A 21,758-nucleotide genomic window follows, 5' to 3' on the forward strand; every position below is an offset into this window, starting at 1 on the left:
CTTCGTCTTGGAAGAATGCACCATCAATCATGGTTGCTGTTGTGCCAGGGTTGTAGATTGCGATCAAGTTAAGTGCTTGAACCACATCTGGGCAGTTATGACAGCTTAAAGATACGAATACATCAAAGTCAGATTTGATTTCTAAAGCTTTAATGGATGCCAATACTTCATCAGATACTTTTGGTGCATAACCAGAAGTTTGTAGCAATGCCAAAATCAAAGAAGTGAACTCATGACCCATTGGTAAACCTGCGAAGAAGACACGCGGTTTTTCACCCGCTTTAGCAATACCAAAGCTCGGCGCACGTTTATTTTGACCATCAAAACGAGCTGTGACTAATGGAGAAAGTGCAGCCACTTCTTCCACAAGTTCTTTGATTTTTGCAGATTTGTCTGAATCATTTAAAGTCGCAACCAATTCGATTGGACCCTCAAGGCGTTCTAAAAGCGTTTTTAATTGAGCTGAAGTATTTTGATCTAACATTGCTAACGTCTCCAAAGGAGTAATAATTCATTCGATACAGGTATACTAAGATAATTGATTGAATAGATAAAACAGTTTGTTTTTATAAATTCAATCGGAAAAATAAATTTCATCAAAGTCATTGGTGTAGATGTATGAAAATATTGAGTTAAAACTTGAATTTTCAAGTATAAAAGCAATTTAAATTCAGACATTTACACTAAAATTATTTTAATAGATATGAGCGAGGACGAATTATGACCTTAGAGAGAGGCATTTATAAACACTATAAAGGACAACTTTATCAGGTCCTTCATGTAGCGACGCATAGTGAAACTCAAGAAAAGCTTGTGGTCTATCAATGCCTTTATGGAGATTATTCAATATGGGTAAGGCCATTAGCGATGTTTACGGAAAGTATTTATCTAGAAGATGATGATCGTGAAATTGAACGTTTTAAATTGATTCAAAAATTATGATGATTGTCATAGTAAAGACTTTATCTTTGATTAGTTTATAGAAATCGATTCAATGAGAATATGTCATGAATGCTGAATTTCTAAGTCAAATGCAAAGTTTATATCAGCAGTTAATTCAACATGATGCATATCAAACTGATCGCGATCTGAGATATCGAAATATAAAACCAGAATCTGCCCATTATATTTCGATGCTCATTAAGATCCAGACCTCTAAACGAATTCTTGAAATAGGAACTTCGACAGGATATTTAACATTATGGATGGCGGAGTCGGTTTCGGATCATCAGGGTCGAGTGACTACGGTTGATATAAACTCAAAAAGAATAGCACTTGCGACTCAGTACGCCAAACAATTTAGTTTAGATCACCTTATTGATTTTATCAGCAGTGAAGCAATTAATTTATTAATTAATGAAGGCGATGTGTATGACTTAATTATCTTAGATGCGAATCGAAATGCATATCCTGATTATTGGCAATATTTAAAAAAGGTACTACATCCTGAACATGGCGTAATACTTGTAGATAAAGTGATTTCCCATGCTGCTGAAATACAAAGTTTTTTAAAGGATGTTAAGGCTGATCCAGATTTTTGCACGATGACGCTGAATATTGGGTGTGGATTATTGATGATTACGCGGAATTGATGGTGATTGAGAATTTGATGGATTGAACACAAAAAAACCACGCAAAGCGTGGTTTTTTTAGTGCTATCTAATGAATTAGATTTTACCAACTAGATCGATTGAAGGAGCAAGAGTTGCATCGCCTTCTTTCCATTTAGCAGGGCAAACTTCGCCTGGGTGAGCGTGAACGTATTGAGCTGCTTTAACTTTACGAAGAAGTTCTTGAGCATCACGACCGATACCACCAGCGTTGATTTCAACGATTTGGATTTTACCTTCTGGGTCGATTACGAAAGTACCGCGGTCAGCAAGACCAGCAGATTCGATTAGAACTTCGAAGTTTTTAGAAAGAGTCCAAGTTGGATCGCCGATTAATGGGTATTGGATTTTACCAATTACGTCAGAAGTGTCGTGCCAAGCTTTGTGAGTGAAGTGAGTGTCAGTAGAAACACCGTAGATTTCCACGCCTAATTTTTGGAATTCAGCGTAGTTGTCAGCAAGGTCACCAAGTTCAGTTGGGCAAACGAAAGTGAAGTCAGCAGGGTAGAAAAATACTACAGACCATTTGCCTTTAAGATCAGCTTCAGTCACGTCTACGAATTGACCGTTGTGGTAAGCTGTAGCTGCGAATGGTTTAACTTCAGTATTAATTAAGCTCATCATTGTCTCCATGATTGAGGTTAGTCTTTAATTTTCAATTAGAGTATCGAACTTTCGTTCTGTGCTGAAATGGTATTTTTACATTACAAAAATCGGAAAAACCGAATTATGTAAATTGATTGCCATTTAAGTTTGTCATCTGTCTTCCTTGTAACACATCAAAATGATGTATTCGTGACAGGATGAGAAAATTTCACATGCCTACCAACATGAAGACACTGAAGTGAAAATTCAAGGGTAAATATTAAAAAAATCATCATTATTTTGGATTTAGTTTTTCAAAAATATAAAAAGCCACATGAAAATTTCAAAAATTGTATGAATTGTCACATAAGACGGCTGACATGTTTCTATTTCAACATAAGATCATTTTAAGCTTTATATTCTCATTTAATCTAAAAAAATAGTCCGATTCAGATTTGGGATAATCTTTGAAAATGAGTAGAATAAAGCGTTTCGTAATTGGTATAGGGCTAAAACTTGGCAACGATAGGGTTAAATGTAGAACAAATGGTGATGGCACGAGATCTTCATCGTTTAAGTCGACTACGCAAAGGAAAAGATGCCAATGAAAAGAAATATCAAGAACTTTTTGAAAAATCAAATTTAAAAGTACAACAGCGTATTCAACGCATTCCTAATATCAAACTTAATCAAGATTTACCTGTTACCCAATACGCAGACAAATTGATTGAGGCTATTCAAAAGCATCAGGTCATTATTGTTGCCGGTGAAACAGGTTCAGGTAAAACAACTCAGCTTCCTCAGATAGCCATGCTTGCGGGACGTGGTTTAACAGGGTTAATTGGTCATACCCAGCCACGACGATTAGCTGCGCGCAGTGTATCGCAACGTATTGCAGAAGAGGTGGGTGAAAAACTCGGTGAGTCTATTTCATTTAAAGTAAGGTTTAACGAACAGGGTTCACAGGACTCTATCGTTCGTTTAATGACAGATGGTATTTTGCTGGCTGAATTGGCTCATGATCGTTTCTTAACCAAATACGATACGATTATTATTGATGAAGCGCATGAGCGATCATTAAACATTGATTTTATCATGGGGTATTTGAAGCAACTTTTACCGCGCAGGAGAGATTTAAAGGTAATCATCACATCTGCAACTTTAGACGTTAATCGTTTTTCAAGTTACTTCAATAACGCACCGATCTTTGAGGTTGAAGGTCGTAGTTTTCCTGTTGAAGTGCGTTATCGTCCGATCTCTGAAATGAGTATTGTAGGGAGTGATGATGATGAGTTTGATGACTTTGAAGAAAACCTACCGCGCGCAGTAGTATCAGCTGTTGAAGAATGTTTCAAAGATGCACAGGAAAAAGGTCATCCTGAACACGCAGATATTTTGATTTTTGCCAGTACGGAACAAGAGATTCGTGAGCTACAGGAAACTTTAATCAAACATGGACCTCGTCATACAGAAGTTCTACCTTTGTATGCGAGACTAGCGTTATCTGAACAACAAAAGATTTTTAATCCTGCAGGTGGTGGACGGCGTATCATTATTGCCACCAACGTTGCGGAAACTGCATTGACCGTTCCAAACATACGTTACGTCATTGATAGTGGTTTTGCACGTATCTCTCGTTATAACTACCGTTCGCGTGTTCAGCGTTTACCGATTGAAGCGATTTCTCAAGCAGCAGCCAATCAGCGTAAAGGTCGTTGTGGTCGTATTGCACCGGGTGTGTGTATTCGACTGTATTCAGAAGAAGACTTTTTAAGTCGTCCCGAATTTACTGAACCTGAAATCAAACGTACTAATTTGGCATCTGTTATTTTGCAGATGCAGAGTTTAGGTCTTGGAACACTCGAAGATTTTGACTTTATTGAACCGCCTGATCATCGTCTCGTCAATGATGGTCGTAAACTGCTGATTGAACTCGGGGCGATGACGGAAAAGAGTAATCCTTCTCTTGCGGCTAAAACAGCCTCATATTTAGATAAAGGTGGACTTCAAGGCAAAGGCGATTCTCTCACCAAAATTGGTCAACAAATGGCAAAAATGCCAATTGATCCAAGACTCGCACGTATGATTTTGGGGGGTGCTCATTTTGGGGCACTCAATGAAGTATTGATTATCGTGGCTGCGTTAGCTGTTCAGGATCCAAGAGAGCGTCCTGCTGATAAACAAATGCAAGCGGATCAGAAGCACGCCTTATTTCGTGAAGCCGACTCTGACTTTCTGTTCTATCTCAAATTATGGGATGCGTTGGTTGCAAATCGGGAGATGAGTGAAAATAAGCGTCGAACATTTGCACGTAATCATTTCTTGAGTTGGCTACGCTTGAGAGAATGGAAAAAAACACATGAGCAACTGGTTGATCTTGCTCAAGGCTTAAAGCTTTCTTTTAATGAAAAGAAAACCAGTTACGAAAATCTTCACAGAGCTTTACTCACGGGACTATTGTCATTCATTGCAAATAAAACAGATGAACGCAATGTATTCATGGCAGTGCGTCAACAAAAGGCACGTATATTTCCTGCATCAACCTTACACAAAACCAATACACCATGGGTCATGGCATTTGAGATGGTAGAAACCTCTCAGGTGTATTTACGAACACTGGCGAAAATTGAGCCTGAGTGGATATTGCTAGCTGCACGTGATTTAGTGAAACATCATTACTTTGAACCGCATTGGTCGAAAAAAGCAGGTGTGGTTAACGCATATGATCAAATTTCACTGTTTGGTTTGATTATTGAGCCTAAGCGTCAAATCAATTATGAAAAGGTCGATCAAACTGCGGCGCATGAAATTTTCCTTCGCGATGCGTTAACGACGGGTCATCTGGGGATTACGCCGCCATTTTTAAAACATAACTTACTTAAACTAGAAGAAGTGGAGCGAGTTGAAGACAAATTGCGACGTCGTGATTTGGTGGTAGACGAAGAGACGATTTATCAGTTTTATGCAGCAAAAGTGCCTGAAGATGTTGCGAGTCGGCGTAGTTTTGAAGATTGGCGTGCAACAGTTGAGCCTCAAAATCCACGTTATTTGTTCATCGATGACGATGCTTTATGGCTTAACGATCGTCCAACCACCCAACAGTTCCCTGATTACTTACGTAATGGCGAACTTCGTTTAGCGGCAAGTTATCGATTTGACCCAAGTCATGATGAAGATGGTGCGACGATCAAGATTCCACTACAGGCCCTGCCACAAGTAAATGAAAACTTATGGTCATGGGGCATTCCAGGTTGGCGTCTTGATTTGATTGAAGCACTATTAAAAGCTCTTCCAAAAGATAAGCGTCGTGGCTTGGTACCTATACCAGATACAGCGCGTAAACTGATGTCCAAAATAGATCCGCAAGATTTACAAAAGCATATTTTTAGTTTTTTAGCTTTTCAATTGAGAGGCGAACAGATCACTGAAAAAGATTTTAATGTAGATCGAATTGAACAATATCTTTTACCGCTCATTAAAGTCATCGATGAAAAAGGACGAGTGATTGAGCAAAGTCGCGATTTATCTGAATTAAAAGCACGCTGTCGTACTGAAACGCATAGTCCAGTCAAGCAGTTAAAAGGTGAGTATCAAACTTTCCCTGAGCATTTTGTGTTTGAAGCATCGCAAAAAGTCACAGGTGTCGTCGTCAAACAATATCAAGCACTTGTACCAAGCAAGGAATTTTCTAAGCTTGAGCAAAAGGATGAGTCAGGTGTTGTCATTCAAACGTTTAATGATCAGCACGAAGCAATACGCCATCATCGTGCTGGTATTATTCGCCTGATTCATATGCAGCTAGGTGATTTGATTCGACAGCTTAAAAAACAAATCTCTAAACCACTCGCATTAGCCTATTCCCCTTTGGGTGATAAAGCTCAGTTAGAACAAATGTTAGTTTACGCAACATTACAAATGGCTTTAGAGAAAGAGCCTGTAGATGCGCAAGATTTCCAAACCATTTTACAAGCTGTTAAGCAGTCTTTCTTGACGCATGGTCAAAAGGTCTTGGCTGCCTTTAATGACATTTATGTACAATGGCAACAAATTCGACGCGAGTTGATGATGATTGATGCCAATGTATTTGGTAAAAATATCGATGATATTGAAGATCAACTTGATCTAATGAGTTTAGCGGATTTTGCTTATAGTAAATCTGTAGACGTGTGGATTGAATTTCCACGCTATCTTAAAGCTTTATTGATCAGGATTGATCGTTTGCCTCATAATCTCAAACGAGATGATGATGCGATTGCTCAAGTCGATCCTTGGATGGATAAATTATTTAAATATAAAAATGATCAGAAATTGAAAGAGTTATATTTTATGGTTGAAGAACTGAGAATCTCATTATTCTCTCAACCGATGAAAACCAAGATGCCAATTTCGCCAAACCGTATTCAAAAAGTATGGGAACGTCTCGGAATCAGTTAATATAGCTTTAATTTGAAATATTGAGTTACTCAAAAAAGGAGTTTTGCATGGGCATTCGTATTACAGGCACTGGCTTATTCCATCCTGAACATGTCATCACCAATGAAGAATTGGTTGAAAGTTTAAATGCTTATGTAGAAAAGTTTAATCAAGAGAATGCTGAAAAAATTGCTGCGGGCGAAATTGAAGCACGCCGTGGTTCAAGTGCAGAATTTATTGAGAAGGCTTCAGGTGTTAAAGCACGTTATGTTGTAGAGAAGGAAGGCGTATTAGATCCTAATCGTTTACGTCCAAACTTAGCAGAACGATCAGATGATGAAATTTCACTTCAAGCTGAGTGGGGTGTGATCGCTTCAAAACAAGCAATGGAAAATGCCGGTGTAACTGCTGAAGACATTGATGTTGTAATATTGGCTTGTTCAAATATGCAACGTGCATATCCTGCGGTTGCTATTGAAATTCAAACTGCATTAGGCATTCAAGGTTATGCTTATGACATGAATGTTGCTTGTTCTGCTGCAACATTTGGCTTAAAACAAGCTTATGATGCGATTAAGTCTGGTGCTCGTCGTGTGCTCTTGGTCAATGTGGAAATCACATCAGGTCATACAGATTATCGTTCACGTGATTGTCATTTCATTTTTGGTGATGTGGCGACAGCTTCAATTATCGAAGATACAGATTCTAAAACTGGATTCGAAATTTTAGATACGCAATTGTTTACGCAATTCTCTAATAACATTCGTAATAATTTTGGCTTCTTGAATCCAAGTGAAACAACCAACGCGGATGATAAACGCTTCCGTCAAGATGGTCGTAAAGTGTTTAAAGAAGTATGCCCATTGGTTGCGAAAATGATTACAAAGCAACTTGAGAAAAACCAAATCGAACCGACGAATGTTAAACGTTTCTGGTTACATCAAGCCAATGCCAGCATGAACGAGTTAATCTTAAAGCTAGTGGTGGGTAAAGCTGTTGCTGAAGCAGATCCAGACTTAGTTCCAATCATTTTAGACGAGTTTGCAAACACTTCTTCAGCTGGGGTCATCATTGCGTTACACCGAACTGCAGATCAAGTGAATGATGGTGAATACGGTGTATTATGTTCATTTGGTGCGGGTTATTCTGTTGGTTCGATACTGGTTCAGAAGCGAGTAGCTTAATTAGATAAAGAGATGTTCAATGGAAAATAAAGCATTGCAAATCCAACACCATTCTAAAATGATCCGATATGGTAGTTTGTTGCAACGTTTTTATTTTAAACCGACCTTTCTTGGTGTTGAACATCTCAATGCTGATCGACCTGCCATGTATGTGGGTAATCATACAATTTATGGCGTATTTGATACGCCAATATTGATTGATTATCTATATACAGAGCACAAAATTAAAATTGTGAGTTTAGGTGATCACATTCATTTCAAAATACCGTATTGGAAAGATATGGTTCATAAAATGGGTGCAATTGAGGGTCTAAGAGAATACGCCAGAGATGCAATGCAACAAGGATACTCTATCCTAGTGTTTCCAGGTGGTGGGCGTGAGGTAGTAAAGCGCAAAGGGGAAGAATATCAACTCATATGGAAAGAGCGCTACGGATTCTTAAAGTTAGCTCAAGAATTTGACTACGACATTGCACCTTTTGTAGCTGTAGGTGGTGATGAAGTATTCGATTTGGCACTTGATGCCAATTATTTGCTTGAAAAAAAGTGGTTTAAAAAGCTTTTAGCTGTACCTAAAATTGGAAAATTACTCCGTCAAGGTGAGGTTTTACCTTCAATACCGAAAAATATTATTCCTAAAAGAGTCCCATTCTATTTCAATTTTTTACCACGAAAATCAATCTCAAATATCAAAACAGAACAAGATTTGATTGAATTCAGAGATCAACTGCAGCAAACAATTTACGAAAATATTGCATCAACGCAGTTGATACGAGATAGACAAAGTTAAATCTTAGAAAATTATACTTCTTAATCTAATTATATTGTTGATTATAAAAATATTTTTAAAATAATATTAAAAAAATAAATTAGTGCTTTCTATTTTATATTAATTAGGTATATTATTTTAATGTAAATATTCAGTTTACTAAGCCCAAAGATTGTACTCCTCCTTGGGCTTTTTTTTATCTCAGAATAATAATAGGCGTATGAGAGCGATTTTCACTTTTTAAATTTCACACAAATTAAGTTTGAAAATCAAAGGTGAATTTTTGGCACAAAATGCAACTATAGTTGGTTTTTGAAAAATTAATAAAAACAGAATGTTATTTATGTTTTTTAGCATGCTATCAAAATAATTCTAATTTTGTAATTGCAAAATGTATGCTTCTACGACTTAGAGGTTCATAAAGAAATTTTGCATAAGTGCTTTTTTTTTGTACATTGAAAACTCAAAAACAAAATAACACAGAGGGATTATGTCACTACAAGGAAAAACACTGTTCATTACAGGTGCAAGCAGAGGTATCGGTCGTGAGATTGCACTTAAAGCTGCAAAAGATGGTGCAAATATTGTGGTTGCTGCAAAAACGAGCACTGAACATTCGAAACTCAGTGGTACGATTCATTCTGTTGCAAAAGAAATAGAAGCAGCTGGTGGGAGAGCATTAGCGATCCAACTTGATGTACGAGATCAAGATGCTGTCGCAGCCGCAATGAAACAGGCTGCTGAACACTTTGGTGGGATAGATGTCCTCATTAATAATGCTGGTGCGATTAATTTGAGTGGTGTTGAAACGCTTGATCCAAATCGTTTTGATCTCATGTATCAAGTTAATACTCGTGCCGTTATGGTCTGTAGTCAAGCTGCCTTGCCTTATTTAAAACAAAGTCAAAATCCACACATTCTTAGCCTCTCTCCACCTTTAAATTTAAAAGAATCGTGGTTTGCGGTTCATTCTCCTTATACCATTAGTAAATATGGTATGAGTATGCTGACCATGGGAATGAATCAAGAATTCGAACGTTATGGAATAAGTGTTAACGCTTTGTGGCCTAGAACCATTATTGCAACTGCAGCGATCGAGTTTTCTCTCGGTGGACGTGAGTTATTTAGCAAGGCTAGGACACCAGCTATCATGGCTGATGCAGCGTATGCAATTTTAACGAGTGAGAAACGTTCGATCACGGGTCGTATGATGATTGATGAAGAGATATTAAGAGAGAAAGGTGAAACTGATTTCGAAAAATATCGAGTGGAACCATCAGATGAAGAATTGATGGTTGATCTATTTGTTGATCCATAAATGAGAAAGCCCAACATAGTGTTGGGCTTTATTATTTATACTAAATTATCGTAATGCAGTGAGGTTGACATCCTTTTGATACATTTCGATCTGCATGACTTGTTCAGTTAAGAATGCTTTACGTTGGTCATTGCTCGGATGACTTGCAAACAAAGTTGATTGATCTTTATTCATTTTACGTTTGTTGAGATTTGCTTCGAATTTATCCCAAAATGTGAGTGCTGCGTTGTGATCGTAGCCTGCTCTCACCATTAAATCTAAACCAATCAAATCAGCTTCTTCTTCTAAATGGCGGCGATGAGACATATTGGTTTGATTGCCTGATAAACCACTTGCAAGCCCGATGGCAGCCCCAGTTCCCATGGTTGCACCCATTAGACCTAGATTCGTTGCTGCGAAACGTGAAGCCTTTTCACGGCTATGATTACGGATAATGTGTGCCATTTCATGTGCAATTAGAGTGGCTAACTCGTCATCTGATAAGTTTTCAAACATATATACAGCCGAATTAACAACAATTTGCCCACTTTGAAAGGATTGGGCATTCGGTTTGCTGCTGAGCACACCGTTAATTCGCCATTGAATTGGTTGACGACCTTCACGTAAATATTGATTAGCATGTGGAATTAAACGTGCCAAAATTTGATTTAAGCGTGGATCTTCAAGATATAAAGACTTAGTCTTCGCTTTCTTTTCAAATTTATTATAGCTACGGTTTGAAATTTTATTCCAAGCTGATTCTGGAATAATCATGAGTTGTTTACGTTCGGAAGCTACAGTGCCTAATGATGTGGTTGAAACACAGCCAGTCGAGATTAATGCAATTGAACTTATAATACCAAACGCGAAGGATTTCATAATTACACCTTAATGATGGGATATTATTTGAGATCTAGCTTGATTTTTAATAGCTAGATTTCGTGTTTAATTATTGTTCAATATTTAGATTAATTAAACAAACATTATTTTAATTATTAATTTGAACGAATTAATATCATGGTGGTTATAATGAGATTTGAGTCACAATAATATTTTTTTATTTGTTATTTTATTATTTAGATAAATTATTTTATTTATATATATTTTGTATTTTATTATATTTTTATTATATTATTTGTGATTAGATTAATATTTATTAAAATTAATAGTATATATAAATCAGTAATTTATGTTTTATTATTGTTTTTTTAAATATTTAAGTGTGATTCTGTTTTTGAATTTAATTTAATATGAGAATAAATTCTCACTATTTTAGTTGAATATTGATAAATAACTCATAACGAAATATTTTGGAATTTCATTCAAGGTTATTAAAAATTAATTCTTATATTGTGAAGTTGTTCTTACATGTTGATTAGGTGTATTTTGTGATTTAATTCACACATATTGTTGTTGGGTATTTTAAATAAATTTGGGTGGACTGATTATATGATTTTTTAACCACGAATTTTTTTGATCACAGTGTTATAAGGCCTGTTTGATTTTTGACAAGGTCTGAGCATCATTAATATGCGCATGCTGCTTATCCTAGCCAATCGATACAACAGAACACTTTAAAATAAATTCATCTAAACTTATTTTGTCTTCAGTCAATTTGTTCAATTTCAAAGATGTTTAACCTGAACTTGAGTTTTTAGTACTCGTCATTCAATCTCATCGTATTTTCAAAGAATGATTAATCTTGATGTGGAGTACTTGGTGAATCAAATGAGGGTTTCTTTCGTGGTTCGAGTAAAGTCTCAATCACAAACGCTGTGCCAAGGTGATCAACAGAAATATTTAAAGAATTCCAACGGAATAATGAGATTTTTTGCGATATAAAGTTCATGTTAGGGCGAGTACAAATGTATGAGCGATCTCGAGTGACGATTGGCGTTGAAGCGGCATTTGCTTTATCACGCTTTCTTAATTCATTCTTTGAACTTTGAATGACTAGACAGGAACTGATACAGTCAATATGAATAAGTGGTTTAAGGGTAGTTTATTGCTTGGTTCTTTGGTGAGTAGTTTTGCATTTGCAGATTTTCTACCACCAGATCAAGCATTTCAATTTGAGGCAGTATCAGTCAGTCATCATCAAGCTGAACTAAAATGGAAGATCGCAGATGGTTACTATCTCTATCATGATCAAATCAAAGTTTCAGACATTCAAGGTCCTGTAAAGTTATCTCTACCACGCCCAAAAGAGAAAGATGATCCAAACTTTGGTATGACCCAAGTGCATTATCAGGATGTAATCAGCAATATTCCAGTCAAACCAAATCAAGAATTAAAGATTCAATGGCAAGGATGTGCTGAAAGTGGTTTATGTTATCCGATTCAAAGAACAACGATAACAACTGACAGCACAGGTTTATTCCCAGCGCAGCAAACTACACAAGCTAAGAAAGTTTTAAATCTCAAAGAAATTTCAGCGGCATCTAATGGAGTTGTAAATACTCGAGATGCACAAGAAAATGCTTCACCAAAAACAGAAACACAACTCATTTCAAAGGATAATAATACAGTCGCAGATCGTAAAAATTTTAACGCTACTGCGCTTGAGCTAGATAAAACCGAATTTCGGGAAAATAATTTAATCAGTGAGGATCAATCCACGCTAGATGCAAATTTATCTAAAGAAAATCAGAATAGGCCAGCGAACTTTTCGAGTGTATGGAACAACGATCAATTTTTTTTAAATTTGCTCTCTCAACAAAGTGTATGGCTTAATTTATTGGTGTTTTTAGGACTTGGAATATTGTTGGCATTCTTGCCTTGTTCATTGCCCTTAATTCCGATTTTATCAGGCATTCTTGTGCAAAATCACAGAGGTTATCGTGCCGCGGTAATAGCTTTTATTTTTGTCACAGGGATGGCTATCGTTTATGCGTTAATGGGATTCGTTGTTTCTCAACTGGGCTATAGTTTTCAGCGTTGGTTTCAAAGTCCGATCTTCATTAGTATTTTTAGTCTCCTGTTTATTATTTTTGCCCTTAATCTTTTTGGTGTATTTCAAATCTCTTTACCTCAAGGAATGTTACAACGCTTAGATCTTTGGCAACAAAAACAAAAAGGTGGAACATTGATCGGTGCAGGACTCATGGGGATGATTTCTGCACTGATAGTTGGGCCCTGCATGAGTGCTCCGTTGGCTGGAGCATTGATATTTGTCTCACAGTTGAACCAACCTTTATTAGGGGCCACTTATCTTTTTGTTTTGGGCATTGGGATTGGTTTGCCGCTTTTTATTGCGGCAGTTTTCGGGACGCATTTTTTACCTAAACCTGGGGTATGGATGGATCGACTCAAGGTCTGTTTTGGTTTCGTGATGTTGCTTGTGGCCATTTATTTTGTACGGCCACTTATTCCAACCAGTATTTATCAAATTCTGATGGGTCTTTTACTTCTTAGATTCGCTGTATATTTACTCTGGAAAATGCGACCTTATGTCGAAAAAATAGTGGTTAAAAGCATCATCATATTACTCAGTCTTGGCATGATGTTTTTAGGAGTGAATTATGTGCAGCAAGGGTATACGCACTCGCTTGTAACGAAGGCCGAAACATTACATACATGGCATAAAGTCAACTCTGCCGCGCAGCTTTCAAATGTTTTGGAAGCAAATCAAGGTAAAGCCGTAGTAATTGATGTTTACGCAGATTGGTGTGTTGCATGTCAACCGATAGAAAAAGAGGTACTTCCGCGTGAAGATGTTCAAGCCAAACTCAATGAGTTGGTTTTAATTAAATTAGATCTCACTCATTTTGAACCAAGCCAAGATGAACTGTTAAAAAAATGGCAAATTTTAGGTCCGCCAACATTTATTTTTTTAAATACGCAACATGATGAAATACGTGATCTGCGTTTGACTGGCACTTTTACTGCAACACAGTTATTAAATCGATTGCTGGAACAATCTGTCGGGATGGTTCAGTAATGATTTCATTTGATGGGATTCAACTTGGATCACTCATGTTTCCATGGGTTTTATTGATTCTATTCAGTGGGATACTGTTCATCAGTATCCTGATCAATGTTTTAGGTTATCACTATAAATGGACAGATACCCAAGTCAAAATCAGTAAAGATTCAGTGTGGACAAGCATCATTATTGGAGCAGTTGCCGCTAGAGTCATCTTTGTTATGTTCTATTGGGAGATTTATATTGAAAATCCTTTAGATATACTCAAAATCCAAGATAAAGGATTTAACTTATGGAGTGGATTATTCTTCGGTGGGCTAAGCTATATCATTCTCAATCGAAGCTTACGAACAAAAATGAAAATCATTTTAGTTGGGGTGTTTTTATTATGGGTAGCGATTGGCGTAATGATAAAAACTCAATACAAGGTTGAAAGTTTTTATCCTGATCTAAGTTTTCAGATACTCCCAACTGATCATAGTGAAAATAAGAATGAAGGGTATTTCACAGATTTTTTGGGACAGCCTACAGTCGTTAATTTGTGGGCGAGTTGGTGCCCGCCATGTCATAGAGAGATGCCAATACTTTTTCAAGCACAAAAGGCTCATCCCAATATTCATTTTGTGAAGCTCAATCAAGGTGAGGATATCACAACGGTTCAAAACTATTTACAAAAACACAGCTTCAACTTTAAAAATGTCAGACTTGATGTAAATGGTGAAATGCCCAAGCAGATCAATAGTTTTGGCTTGCCAACTACATTGTTTTACGATGAAAAAGGTAAATTGGTGGATAGACATATGGGTGAGTTAAGCGCTGCAAAATTGCAAGAATATTTAATTAAAATGACAGCTGAGTAGAGCTAAAGGTTATGAAAGATATAAATAAATTAATATTGTTGTCTAGCGTATTTTTAATAAGTAGCGTTAGTTATGCGGATTTAAAAAAGCAGATTTCAGCAGAGGGCTTTGAGTTTGTAAAAGAAATTCCAGCACCAGCAGGTATGAGAGGATGGGTAGGGCATATGAACCAACATCCAGGCACGGTTTTTATTTCTAATGATCAGAAATATTACATTATGGGTGATTTATATAATGCTCAAGGTGAAAATATTTCTATTGAAGCATTAAATACACATGTCAAAGACGCCGTATTAGATGATGTATGGAAGAGCATTGAAAAGTCGACTTGGATTCAAGATGGTGAAAATACAGCAGCACGCGTTGTTTATGTATTTTCAGATCCTAACTGCCCATATTGCCATCAATTTTGGGAAGCTGCACGACCATGGGTAAACTCGGGAAAAGTTCAACTTCGACATATACAAGTTGGTGTGATTCGAGAAGAAAGTCGAGGGCAAATTGCCACCATACTTAACTCAAGTGATCCTGCTAAAGTATTTAATGACTACAATAAAAAGAAAGGTAAAGAGCGATTAGTTGTTACGCAAAATATATCAAAATCTTTACATGAAAAAATCGACTATAACGAGTCACTCATGGATAAATATGGATTTTTTTCCACGCCCGCTATGGTATGGAAAAATCAACAAGGAGAGTTCAAGTCTATGCAAGGAATGGCAAAAGACTTGCAAGAAGTTTTTGAAAAATAGAATTTTTTGGTCTTTAGTACTCTTGAATACAAAACTTTAAAATTTAATACATGGTCATTTGTATGGAGAATATGATCGTATTTGAGTCTCATATCCACAACTGAAAGAATTGCAAGATTATGAAGTAGGATCGCAATATAAGCTATAAAGCGTTTGCATAATGGTGAGGACTTTAGGATCACTCACTTGATAAAAAATTTGTTTACCTTCACGACGAGTCACCACCATTTCAGCTTTACGTAATACGGTTAACTGTTGTGAAAGCGTGGGTTGAAAAATTTGAGTTCGATTCTCAATTTCCTGAACGTTCAATTCACCATCTGCTAAAATACAAAGTATCTTTAAGCGATCAGGATTCGACAGGACTTTAAGTCGATCGCTGACTTGATCAACTTGTGAAAAATCCATTTGATTGAATTCAACATCAGACGGCATTGGATGTTCCTTTGAAACAGAAGGATGCGTATGTTAAAGCATCTTGATTATTTTTCAAAATTATATAATATAAAAAAATATATTGTAAATAAGTAAATTGTTATGCATGATTTTGTGATTGCTTTTTTAGGTGGAGCACTACTCGGTTTATCTGTGGTTGGATACTTATATGTGAATGGTCTAATAGCAGGGATTAGTGGTTTAATCGGTCAAGTACTAAATCCGCATACAGTTTTCAAAACACCAGCATTGTGGTTTTTACTGGGTCTCATCATCACACCCTTTATCTATGGTATTTGGGTTCAGCCTGAAATTGAACTCGAAGCAAGTCCATTCATGATGATCGTGGCAGGTATTTTAGTTGGATTTGGAACACGTTTAGGTTCTGGCTGTACAAGTGGGCATGGCATTTGTGGTTTAAGTAGATTGTCCAAAAGATCTATTGTGGCAACACTGAGCTTTATGGTGACAGGCTTTATAACGGTTTATTTAATTCGGCATGTCACAGGAGCATTCTAAATGAAAAACCTTTTTGCTTTTTTGTTTGGCTCACTTTTTTCCGTGGGGCTCATGTTATCTGGAATGTCGAACCCTGAAAAAGTTCTTAATTTTCTTGATTTATTTGGGGAGTGGGATGCAAGTTTGGCATTTGTCATGATGGGTGCCATTGTCGTGGCATTCATACCCTTTCAGATCGTAACCAGAAGTGAAAGACCTTTAACTCTATTCAATGAGACGATTGATTTACCAAAGAACAATCAGCTTGATAACAAGCTCATCATAGGTGCTAGCTTGTTTGGTATAGGATGGGGCATCGCAGGCATCTGTCCAGCACCAGGATTAACATTGATTGGTTTAGGGCATTATCAATCACTCTATTTTGTGATTGCGATGTTGATAGGAGTTTTGATTCACCGTAAATGGATGGGCGCATAATTATGAAACTAGTGATGAAAGACGCCACTCAAGATCACATCAAGCCGCTAATTAAAGATTTTTTTGATCAAAATACCAATACATTTAGTTATGTCGTGGCTGATCCTGTGACATTAAGTTGTGCCATTATCGATAGTGTTTTAGATTTTGATGCTGCTTCTGCGACAACAACGACGGAACATGCTGACCAGATTATTCAATACATACATGAACAGCATTACAAGGTTGAGTGGATTTTAGAAACACATGTGCATGCTGATCATTTGACCGCTGCGCAATATTTAAAATCAAAGCTGGGTGGCAAAATTGCCATGAGTCATCATATTGGAATTGTACAAGAAACATTTGGCTCAATTTATCAATTGGATATTAAAGCAATAAACGCACAGCAACCATTCGATTATTTATTTAAAGATCATGAGTGTTTCAGAATTGGAGAAATTGAAGCCTACAACATTCCAACGCCTGGTCATACACCTGCTTGTCTTAGTTATGTGATAGGTGATGCAGTTTTCGTGGGTGATACTATATTTATGCCAGACTATGGTACAGCACGATGTGATTTTCCACGGGGCAGTGCAGCAGAATTATTTGATTCAGTTCAGAAGCTTTATCAACTGCCTGATCATATGCGTGTATATCTATGTCACGATTATTTACCAGAAAATCGACATCAATATATGTGTCAAACGGATATAAGAACGCAAAAAGAATCGAATATACACATTCGAATTGATTCAAAAAAGATTGATTTTGTGGAAATGCGCAATAGCCGTGACGCGACATTGGGGATGCCAAAGCTCATTTTACCAGCCATTCAAATTAATATAAACGGTGGCAAATTTCCGTCCACTGAACACAATGGAGTATCTTATTTGAAAATTCCTTTAAATTTTTTCAAATCATAAAATTTAGCTACTTTAATTTTTATAAATATTATAAATACATGTTATGTATAAAATTGAAAAAGGCTTTAAAAACAAGTTCAATAGGCGTATAGTTAAGTATGAAAGTTGATCAGCCTAGTCGGTTATTAACTTGATTTTTTCTATGTTTCTAAACACTCTTTATCGAAAAGAGTTGAGAGGAAATTTTGTTTAGATCTAGTGGACTCATCATTGCATTTGCAACGGTGTTATTACAACTAGCGGTTTATTTACAACCGATCTTACCGGAGAAATTTCATATCGCTCCGGTATGTATGTCTATTATGCATAATTTACTTTCTCCAGAACGCCATCAGCATGTTCATGAGACTTATCACGATCTCGTCCACCATTTGAGTGAACACGAACATCATCACGACCATAATCAAATTACTCACCAATGCCAATATTGCACTGTGTATGGTGACCTCGTCTTACCATTTGATTTTGGTGTAAAAGAAATTTTTGATCGCTTACAAGTTAAGCTGAGTTTCTACCGCAATTCTTTTTGGCACGTCTATTTTTCTCTACAGAAGCTCTATCTTCTGCCTCAAGGCCGAGCGCCACCTTTTGGACTCTAATTGATTTAAACCTTGGATCATTTTGATCTTAATCAATTTATGTAGAGTTCAATATTATGAAAAAAATCTTTAAACAGTCTGTAGCCAACAGACGGTATTCTCTCATCCTCAAAAAAGTGAATTTAAAATCGCGTGTTATCGGAGTGATACATGACATCTACAATGTAATTGTGACTGTAGTTTTAAACTCAGTGAAGAACAACATTCACCACAAAATTCAACGATAAGGTGACGTCATGGATCTAGGACTAACAGCGCTCGAATTGGCGCGTATACAATTTGCATTCACTGTTTCATTTCACATTATCTTTCCAGCAATTTCGATTGGATTGGCAAGTTTTTTGGCTGTGCTCGAATGGCGTTGGCTTAAAACGAATGATCCTGTTTATCGAGATCTGTTTAAATTTTGGATCAAAATATTTGCACTATCATTTGGTATGGGTGTCGTTTCAGGCGTAGTGATGAGCTATCAGTTTGGAACCAACTGGAGTGAATTTTCACGTATAGCTGGTAGTGTCACTGGACCATTGCTGACATATGAAGTGCTCAGTGCATTTTTCTTAGAAGCTGGTTTCCTCGGTATCATGTTGTTTGGCTGGGGGCGAGTTGGACCAAAGACGCATTTTTTTGCAACCTTAATGGTGGCAATTGGAACATGTATATCCATGTTTTGGATTCTGTCATCTAATAGCTGGATGCAATCACCTCAAGGCTTTGCATTTGAAAATGGAATAATCGTTCCTCAAGATTGGTTCGCGATTGTCTTTAACCCATCCTTTCCTTATCGATTAGCGCATATGGCACTGGCCGCTTTCTTGGTTTCAGGCTTATTGGTTGCAGCTACTGCTGCATGGCATCTACTCAAAGGACGTCGTGATGCGTTAGTTAAAAAGTCATTCTCGATGGCAATGTGGATGATCCTTGCTTTAGCTCCACTACAGATGTTCGTGGGTGATTTACATGGATTGAATACCTTAGAACATCAGCCTGCTAAATTAGCTGCAATCGAAGGTCATTGGGAAACCAATAAAGATCATGGTATGCCGTTGTATCTATTTGGTATTCCAGATATGGAAGCTGAAGAAACTAAATATGCGATTGGTATTCCAAATCTGGGTAGCCTGATCATGACACATACCCTTGATGGTGAGGTTAAAGGCTTAAAAGAATTCGCACCTGAGGATCGACCTAATTCAACCATCGTTTTTTGGAGTTTCCGAATCATGGTGGGTATGGGCATGCTCATGATCTTACTGGCTGTATTTGGTCTATGGCTACGTAAGACAGGCAACTTCTATGATTCTAAATGGTTGCACAAGTTTGCTTTGTGGATGGGGCCTTCAGGTTTTATTGCATTATTGGCAGGCTGGTTTACTACAGAGGTGGGACGTCAACCTTGGATTATCTATGGCGTAATGCGTACGAAAGATGCGTTATCTCCTGTCTCTGCTGAACAGGTTGGGCTGACGCTGATTATTTTTGTTGTGGTGTACTGCATCGTATTTGGTATCGGTATCTTTTATATGTTGAAAATGATGGTGAAAGGACCAGAATTTATTTATTCAACACCACATTCAGATGGCGAAGTGATCCGAGCGTCTAAACGCCCGATGAGTACCATTGATAATGAACAACAACTTGAAGCATCAAACAAGGTGAATGATCAGGAGAATTTGAAATGATTGATTTATCATTGATTTGGATTGTGATCATCGCACTAGGTGTGTTGATTTATGTCGTTCTTGATGGTTTTGATTTGGGAATTGGTATTTTATTTCCATTTGTGAAAGATCGCCAAGAGCGTGATGTCATGATGAATACTGTAGCACCCGTATGGGATGGCAATGAGACTTGGATGGTACTTGGTGGAGCTGGTTTATTTGCCGCTTTTCCACTGGTCTATTCGACTGTATTGTCCGCATTATATATGCCCATCACCTTAATGGTGATCGCGCTTATATTTCGTGGAGTCGCTTTTGAGTTTCGTTTTAAGGCTAATCGGACTAAAGCACTTTGGGACCAAGCATTTATTTGGGGTTCAATTTTAGCTTCATTTTTACAAGGTGTGATTTTAGGCGCTTATATTCAAGGAATTCAGACCACCAATGGTGTGTTCACGGGTGGTGGTCTGGATTGGCTCACTCCATTTTCACTCTTTACAGGTTTAGGCGTTGTTGCTTTATACGCGACACTCGGTTGCGGATGGTTAATCTTTAAAACGGATGAGCGTGTCCAAGATCATATGTACCGTCTGATGCCTAAGCTTATGATCGCGTTATTTCTAATATTTGGCGCTGTCAGTATTTATACCCCCCTTGTACATGACGATATTGCACAGCGCTGGTTTAGCCAACCACAAATGTGGTATTTCAGCCCCGTACCAATACTGGTATTGATTTTTACTTTCCTTGCGCTCAGAGCTTGTAAACGTCGTCAGGAATTTGCGCCTTTCATCTATACATTGGCTTTGGTATTTCTTGCGTATACGGGTTTCTTAATTAGTTTATGGCCTAATATCATTCCGCCAAGTGTAACGATTTGGCAAGCTGCTGCACCCCAAAGTAGTCAATTATTTGCTCTCATTGGTGCACTCATTCTAATCCCAATTATATTGTTTTATACCGCTTTATCTTATTGGGTATTTAGAGACAAGGTCCGTGTTGGTGACGAAGGTTATCACTGAGGAGAATGATAATGAAACTGAATCAAGCAGGGTGGTTTATTGTTTTATGGCTCGGTGGTTTTTTAAGTCTATTATTGATTGCTGGTCTATTTCGATTGCTCATCCAGTGGGCGTATTAATCTAAATCTTTAGACATCAACAATTAACCCATCATCTAGGTGATGGGTTTTTAATTTAAATACTAACGACTAATCGTTGTTGATCATAATTGGGTAATCGAAACTATGATATAGGCACAATTAAGCGGATTTTAGCTTCTAAACCAACGCTTTAAAAATTTACTTAAACAATTGATTTAATATAAAATTAGAAGAATCATCTGAATCTTTGAGAATGATGAGTGACATCGTTTCAATCACTTATGACATAACTATCGCCGTTTTAAGGAATCACGAGACTGATATTTAATTGTCGTTGTTCATGGTCTAATTACTGTGAAAAAAAAAAGCCAGACTGGTGGAGCAATCTGGCAAAGCGTCAAGATGAGTCACCCGTGACAGGTGATGTTTCCTGAGTTCAGGTTTGAGTTGTTCCGAACTTAAGCCTGAATAAATTCAGCCACAGCTCGGTTAAACGCCTGTGGTTGTTCAACATTCGAAATGTGCGAAGCATTAATCTCAACAAGTTGACTACCCGCAATCGCTGCTTGCATAAACTGACCATCTGCCACAGTGGTCACAGGGTCTTGTTGACCTGCAATAATCAATACAGGAATCGAAATCTGTTTGAGTTGTTCACGCACATCCGCCTTAGCCAAAGCTTCACAGCAGCTTGCATAACCTTCAGGGCTGCCAGCTCCTAA

At 37.3% G+C, this 21,758-nt stretch carries 20 protein-coding genes and 1 pseudogene; 16 read left to right on the forward strand and 5 right to left on the reverse strand.

Features of this window, described 5'->3' with window-relative positions:
• Positions 1 to 484, reverse strand: a pseudogene (locus AC1M9C_RS14480) (alkyl hydroperoxide reductase subunit F); the annotation flags it as partial.
• Positions 485 to 720: 236 nt separating this feature from the next.
• Between AC1M9C_RS14480 and AC1M9C_RS14485 the strand changes: the two are divergent.
• Both AC1M9C_RS14485 and AC1M9C_RS14490 read left to right on the forward strand, forming a co-directional pair.
• A complete protein-coding gene (locus AC1M9C_RS14485; protein ID WP_035270203.1) occupies positions 721 to 942 on the forward strand; it encodes a DUF1653 domain-containing protein in 222 nt (73 codons plus the stop codon).
• A gap of 65 nt (positions 943 to 1,007) precedes the next feature.
• Positions 1,008 to 1,592 carry an O-methyltransferase gene (locus tag AC1M9C_RS14490; RefSeq protein WP_481953942.1) on the forward strand — a complete coding sequence of 195 codons (585 nt, stop codon included), beginning with the start codon at positions 1,008 to 1,010 and terminating at the stop codon, positions 1,590 to 1,592.
• 75 nt (positions 1,593 to 1,667) lie between these two features.
• Here AC1M9C_RS14490 and ahpC read toward each other — a convergent pair whose 3' ends face one another.
• Positions 1,668 to 2,231, reverse strand: coding sequence for an alkyl hydroperoxide reductase subunit C (gene ahpC / locus AC1M9C_RS14495; RefSeq protein ID WP_035270191.1), 564 nt, complete (start codon positions 2,229 to 2,231; stop codon positions 1,668 to 1,670).
• Positions 2,232 to 2,741: 510 nt separating this feature from the next.
• On the opposite strand from ahpC, the gene hrpA reads away from it, so the two are divergent.
• The 4 genes from hrpA to AC1M9C_RS14515 all read left to right on the forward strand — a co-directional run bounded on the left by hrpA (position 2,742) and on the right by AC1M9C_RS14515 (position 9,879).
• Positions 2,742 to 6,629, forward strand: coding sequence for an ATP-dependent RNA helicase HrpA (gene hrpA / locus AC1M9C_RS14500; protein WP_481953947.1), 3,888 nt, complete (start codon positions 2,742 to 2,744; stop codon positions 6,627 to 6,629).
• A 47-nt stretch (positions 6,630 to 6,676) separates the two neighbouring features.
• Positions 6,677 to 7,792: a beta-ketoacyl-ACP synthase III gene (locus AC1M9C_RS14505; RefSeq protein WP_481590326.1), complete on the forward strand. Its 1,116-nt coding sequence runs from the start codon at positions 6,677 to 6,679 to the stop codon at positions 7,790 to 7,792.
• Positions 7,793 to 7,811: 19 nt separating this feature from the next.
• Positions 7,812 to 8,582 (forward strand): lysophospholipid acyltransferase family protein, encoded by a 771-nt coding sequence (locus tag AC1M9C_RS14510; protein ID WP_481953943.1) that lies wholly within the window; start codon positions 7,812 to 7,814, stop codon positions 8,580 to 8,582.
• 469 nt (positions 8,583 to 9,051) lie between these two features.
• Positions 9,052 to 9,879 (forward strand): SDR family oxidoreductase, encoded by an 828-nt coding sequence (locus AC1M9C_RS14515; RefSeq protein ID WP_481589608.1) that lies wholly within the window; start codon positions 9,052 to 9,054, stop codon positions 9,877 to 9,879.
• 45 nt (positions 9,880 to 9,924) lie between these two features.
• Here AC1M9C_RS14515 and AC1M9C_RS14520 read toward each other — a convergent pair whose 3' ends face one another.
• Entirely contained in the window at positions 9,925 to 10,737 is an 813-nt protein-coding gene (locus AC1M9C_RS14520) for a M48 family metallopeptidase (RefSeq protein ID WP_481953944.1), read from the reverse strand.
• A 1,099-nt stretch (positions 10,738 to 11,836) separates the two neighbouring features.
• Here AC1M9C_RS14520 and dsbD point away from each other — a divergent pair.
• From dsbD to dsbG, 3 genes are read left to right on the forward strand one after another with little or no spacing between them, the layout of a single operon-like run.
• Positions 11,837 to 13,798 (forward strand): protein-disulfide reductase DsbD, encoded by a 1,962-nt coding sequence (dsbD, locus tag AC1M9C_RS14525; protein WP_481587815.1) that lies wholly within the window; start codon positions 11,837 to 11,839, stop codon positions 13,796 to 13,798.
• Positions 13,798 to 14,643 (forward strand): prolipoprotein diacylglyceryl transferase family protein, encoded by an 846-nt coding sequence (locus AC1M9C_RS14530; protein ID WP_481953945.1) that lies wholly within the window; start codon positions 13,798 to 13,800, stop codon positions 14,641 to 14,643. Before dsbD ends, AC1M9C_RS14530 begins: the two co-directional genes overlap by 1 nt.
• A gap of 20 nt (positions 14,644 to 14,663) precedes the next feature.
• Complete coding sequence (gene dsbG, locus AC1M9C_RS14535; RefSeq protein ID WP_481587825.1) at positions 14,664 to 15,395, forward strand: thiol:disulfide interchange protein DsbG; 732 nt, start codon at positions 14,664 to 14,666, stop codon at positions 15,393 to 15,395.
• A gap of 117 nt (positions 15,396 to 15,512) precedes the next feature.
• On the opposite strand, the gene AC1M9C_RS14540 is transcribed toward dsbG, so the two are convergent.
• Positions 15,513 to 15,830, reverse strand: a complete 318-nt coding sequence (locus AC1M9C_RS14540; protein WP_481587817.1) for a metalloregulator ArsR/SmtB family transcription factor — start codon at positions 15,828 to 15,830, stop codon at positions 15,513 to 15,515.
• Between the two features lie 102 nt (positions 15,831 to 15,932).
• Between AC1M9C_RS14540 and AC1M9C_RS14545 the strand changes: the two genes are divergently transcribed.
• The 7 genes from AC1M9C_RS14545 to AC1M9C_RS14575 all read left to right on the forward strand — a co-directional run bounded on the left by AC1M9C_RS14545 (position 15,933) and on the right by AC1M9C_RS14575 (position 21,075).
• Entirely contained in the window at positions 15,933 to 16,349 is a 417-nt protein-coding gene (locus AC1M9C_RS14545; RefSeq protein WP_481587818.1) for a YeeE/YedE family protein, read from the forward strand.
• On the forward strand, positions 16,350 to 16,766 hold the full coding sequence (locus AC1M9C_RS14550; protein ID WP_481587819.1) for a DUF6691 family protein: 417 nt from the start codon (positions 16,350 to 16,352) through the stop codon (positions 16,764 to 16,766).
• A 14-nt stretch (positions 16,767 to 16,780) separates the two neighbouring features.
• A complete protein-coding gene (locus tag AC1M9C_RS14555) occupies positions 16,781 to 17,674 on the forward strand; it encodes an MBL fold metallo-hydrolase (protein ID WP_481587826.1) in 894 nt (297 codons plus the stop codon).
• Between the two features lie 182 nt (positions 17,675 to 17,856).
• Positions 17,857 to 18,273 carry a DUF2946 domain-containing protein gene (locus AC1M9C_RS14560; RefSeq protein ID WP_481587827.1) on the forward strand — a complete coding sequence of 139 codons (417 nt, stop codon included), beginning with the start codon at positions 17,857 to 17,859 and terminating at the stop codon, positions 18,271 to 18,273.
• 236 nt (positions 18,274 to 18,509) lie between these two features.
• A complete protein-coding gene (locus AC1M9C_RS14565) occupies positions 18,510 to 19,955 on the forward strand; it encodes a cytochrome ubiquinol oxidase subunit I (RefSeq protein WP_481587820.1) in 1,446 nt (481 codons plus the stop codon).
• Positions 19,952 to 20,956, forward strand: coding sequence for a cytochrome d ubiquinol oxidase subunit II (gene cydB, locus AC1M9C_RS14570; protein WP_035269972.1), 1,005 nt, complete (start codon positions 19,952 to 19,954; stop codon positions 20,954 to 20,956). The genes AC1M9C_RS14565 and cydB overlap by 4 nt, the downstream gene beginning before the upstream one ends.
• Before the next feature lie 11 nt (positions 20,957 to 20,967).
• Positions 20,968 to 21,075, forward strand: a complete 108-nt coding sequence (locus AC1M9C_RS14575; RefSeq protein ID WP_155757002.1) for a DUF2474 family protein — start codon at positions 20,968 to 20,970, stop codon at positions 21,073 to 21,075.
• A gap of 419 nt (positions 21,076 to 21,494) precedes the next feature.
• Here the strand turns inward: AC1M9C_RS14575 and AC1M9C_RS14580 are convergent.
• Positions 21,495 to 21,758: alpha/beta hydrolase (locus tag AC1M9C_RS14580; protein WP_481953946.1), on the reverse strand; the 264-nt coding region annotated here is incomplete at its 5' end.

The sequence above is a fragment of the Acinetobacter sp. 24-47-39 genome, from assembly GCF_056783825.1.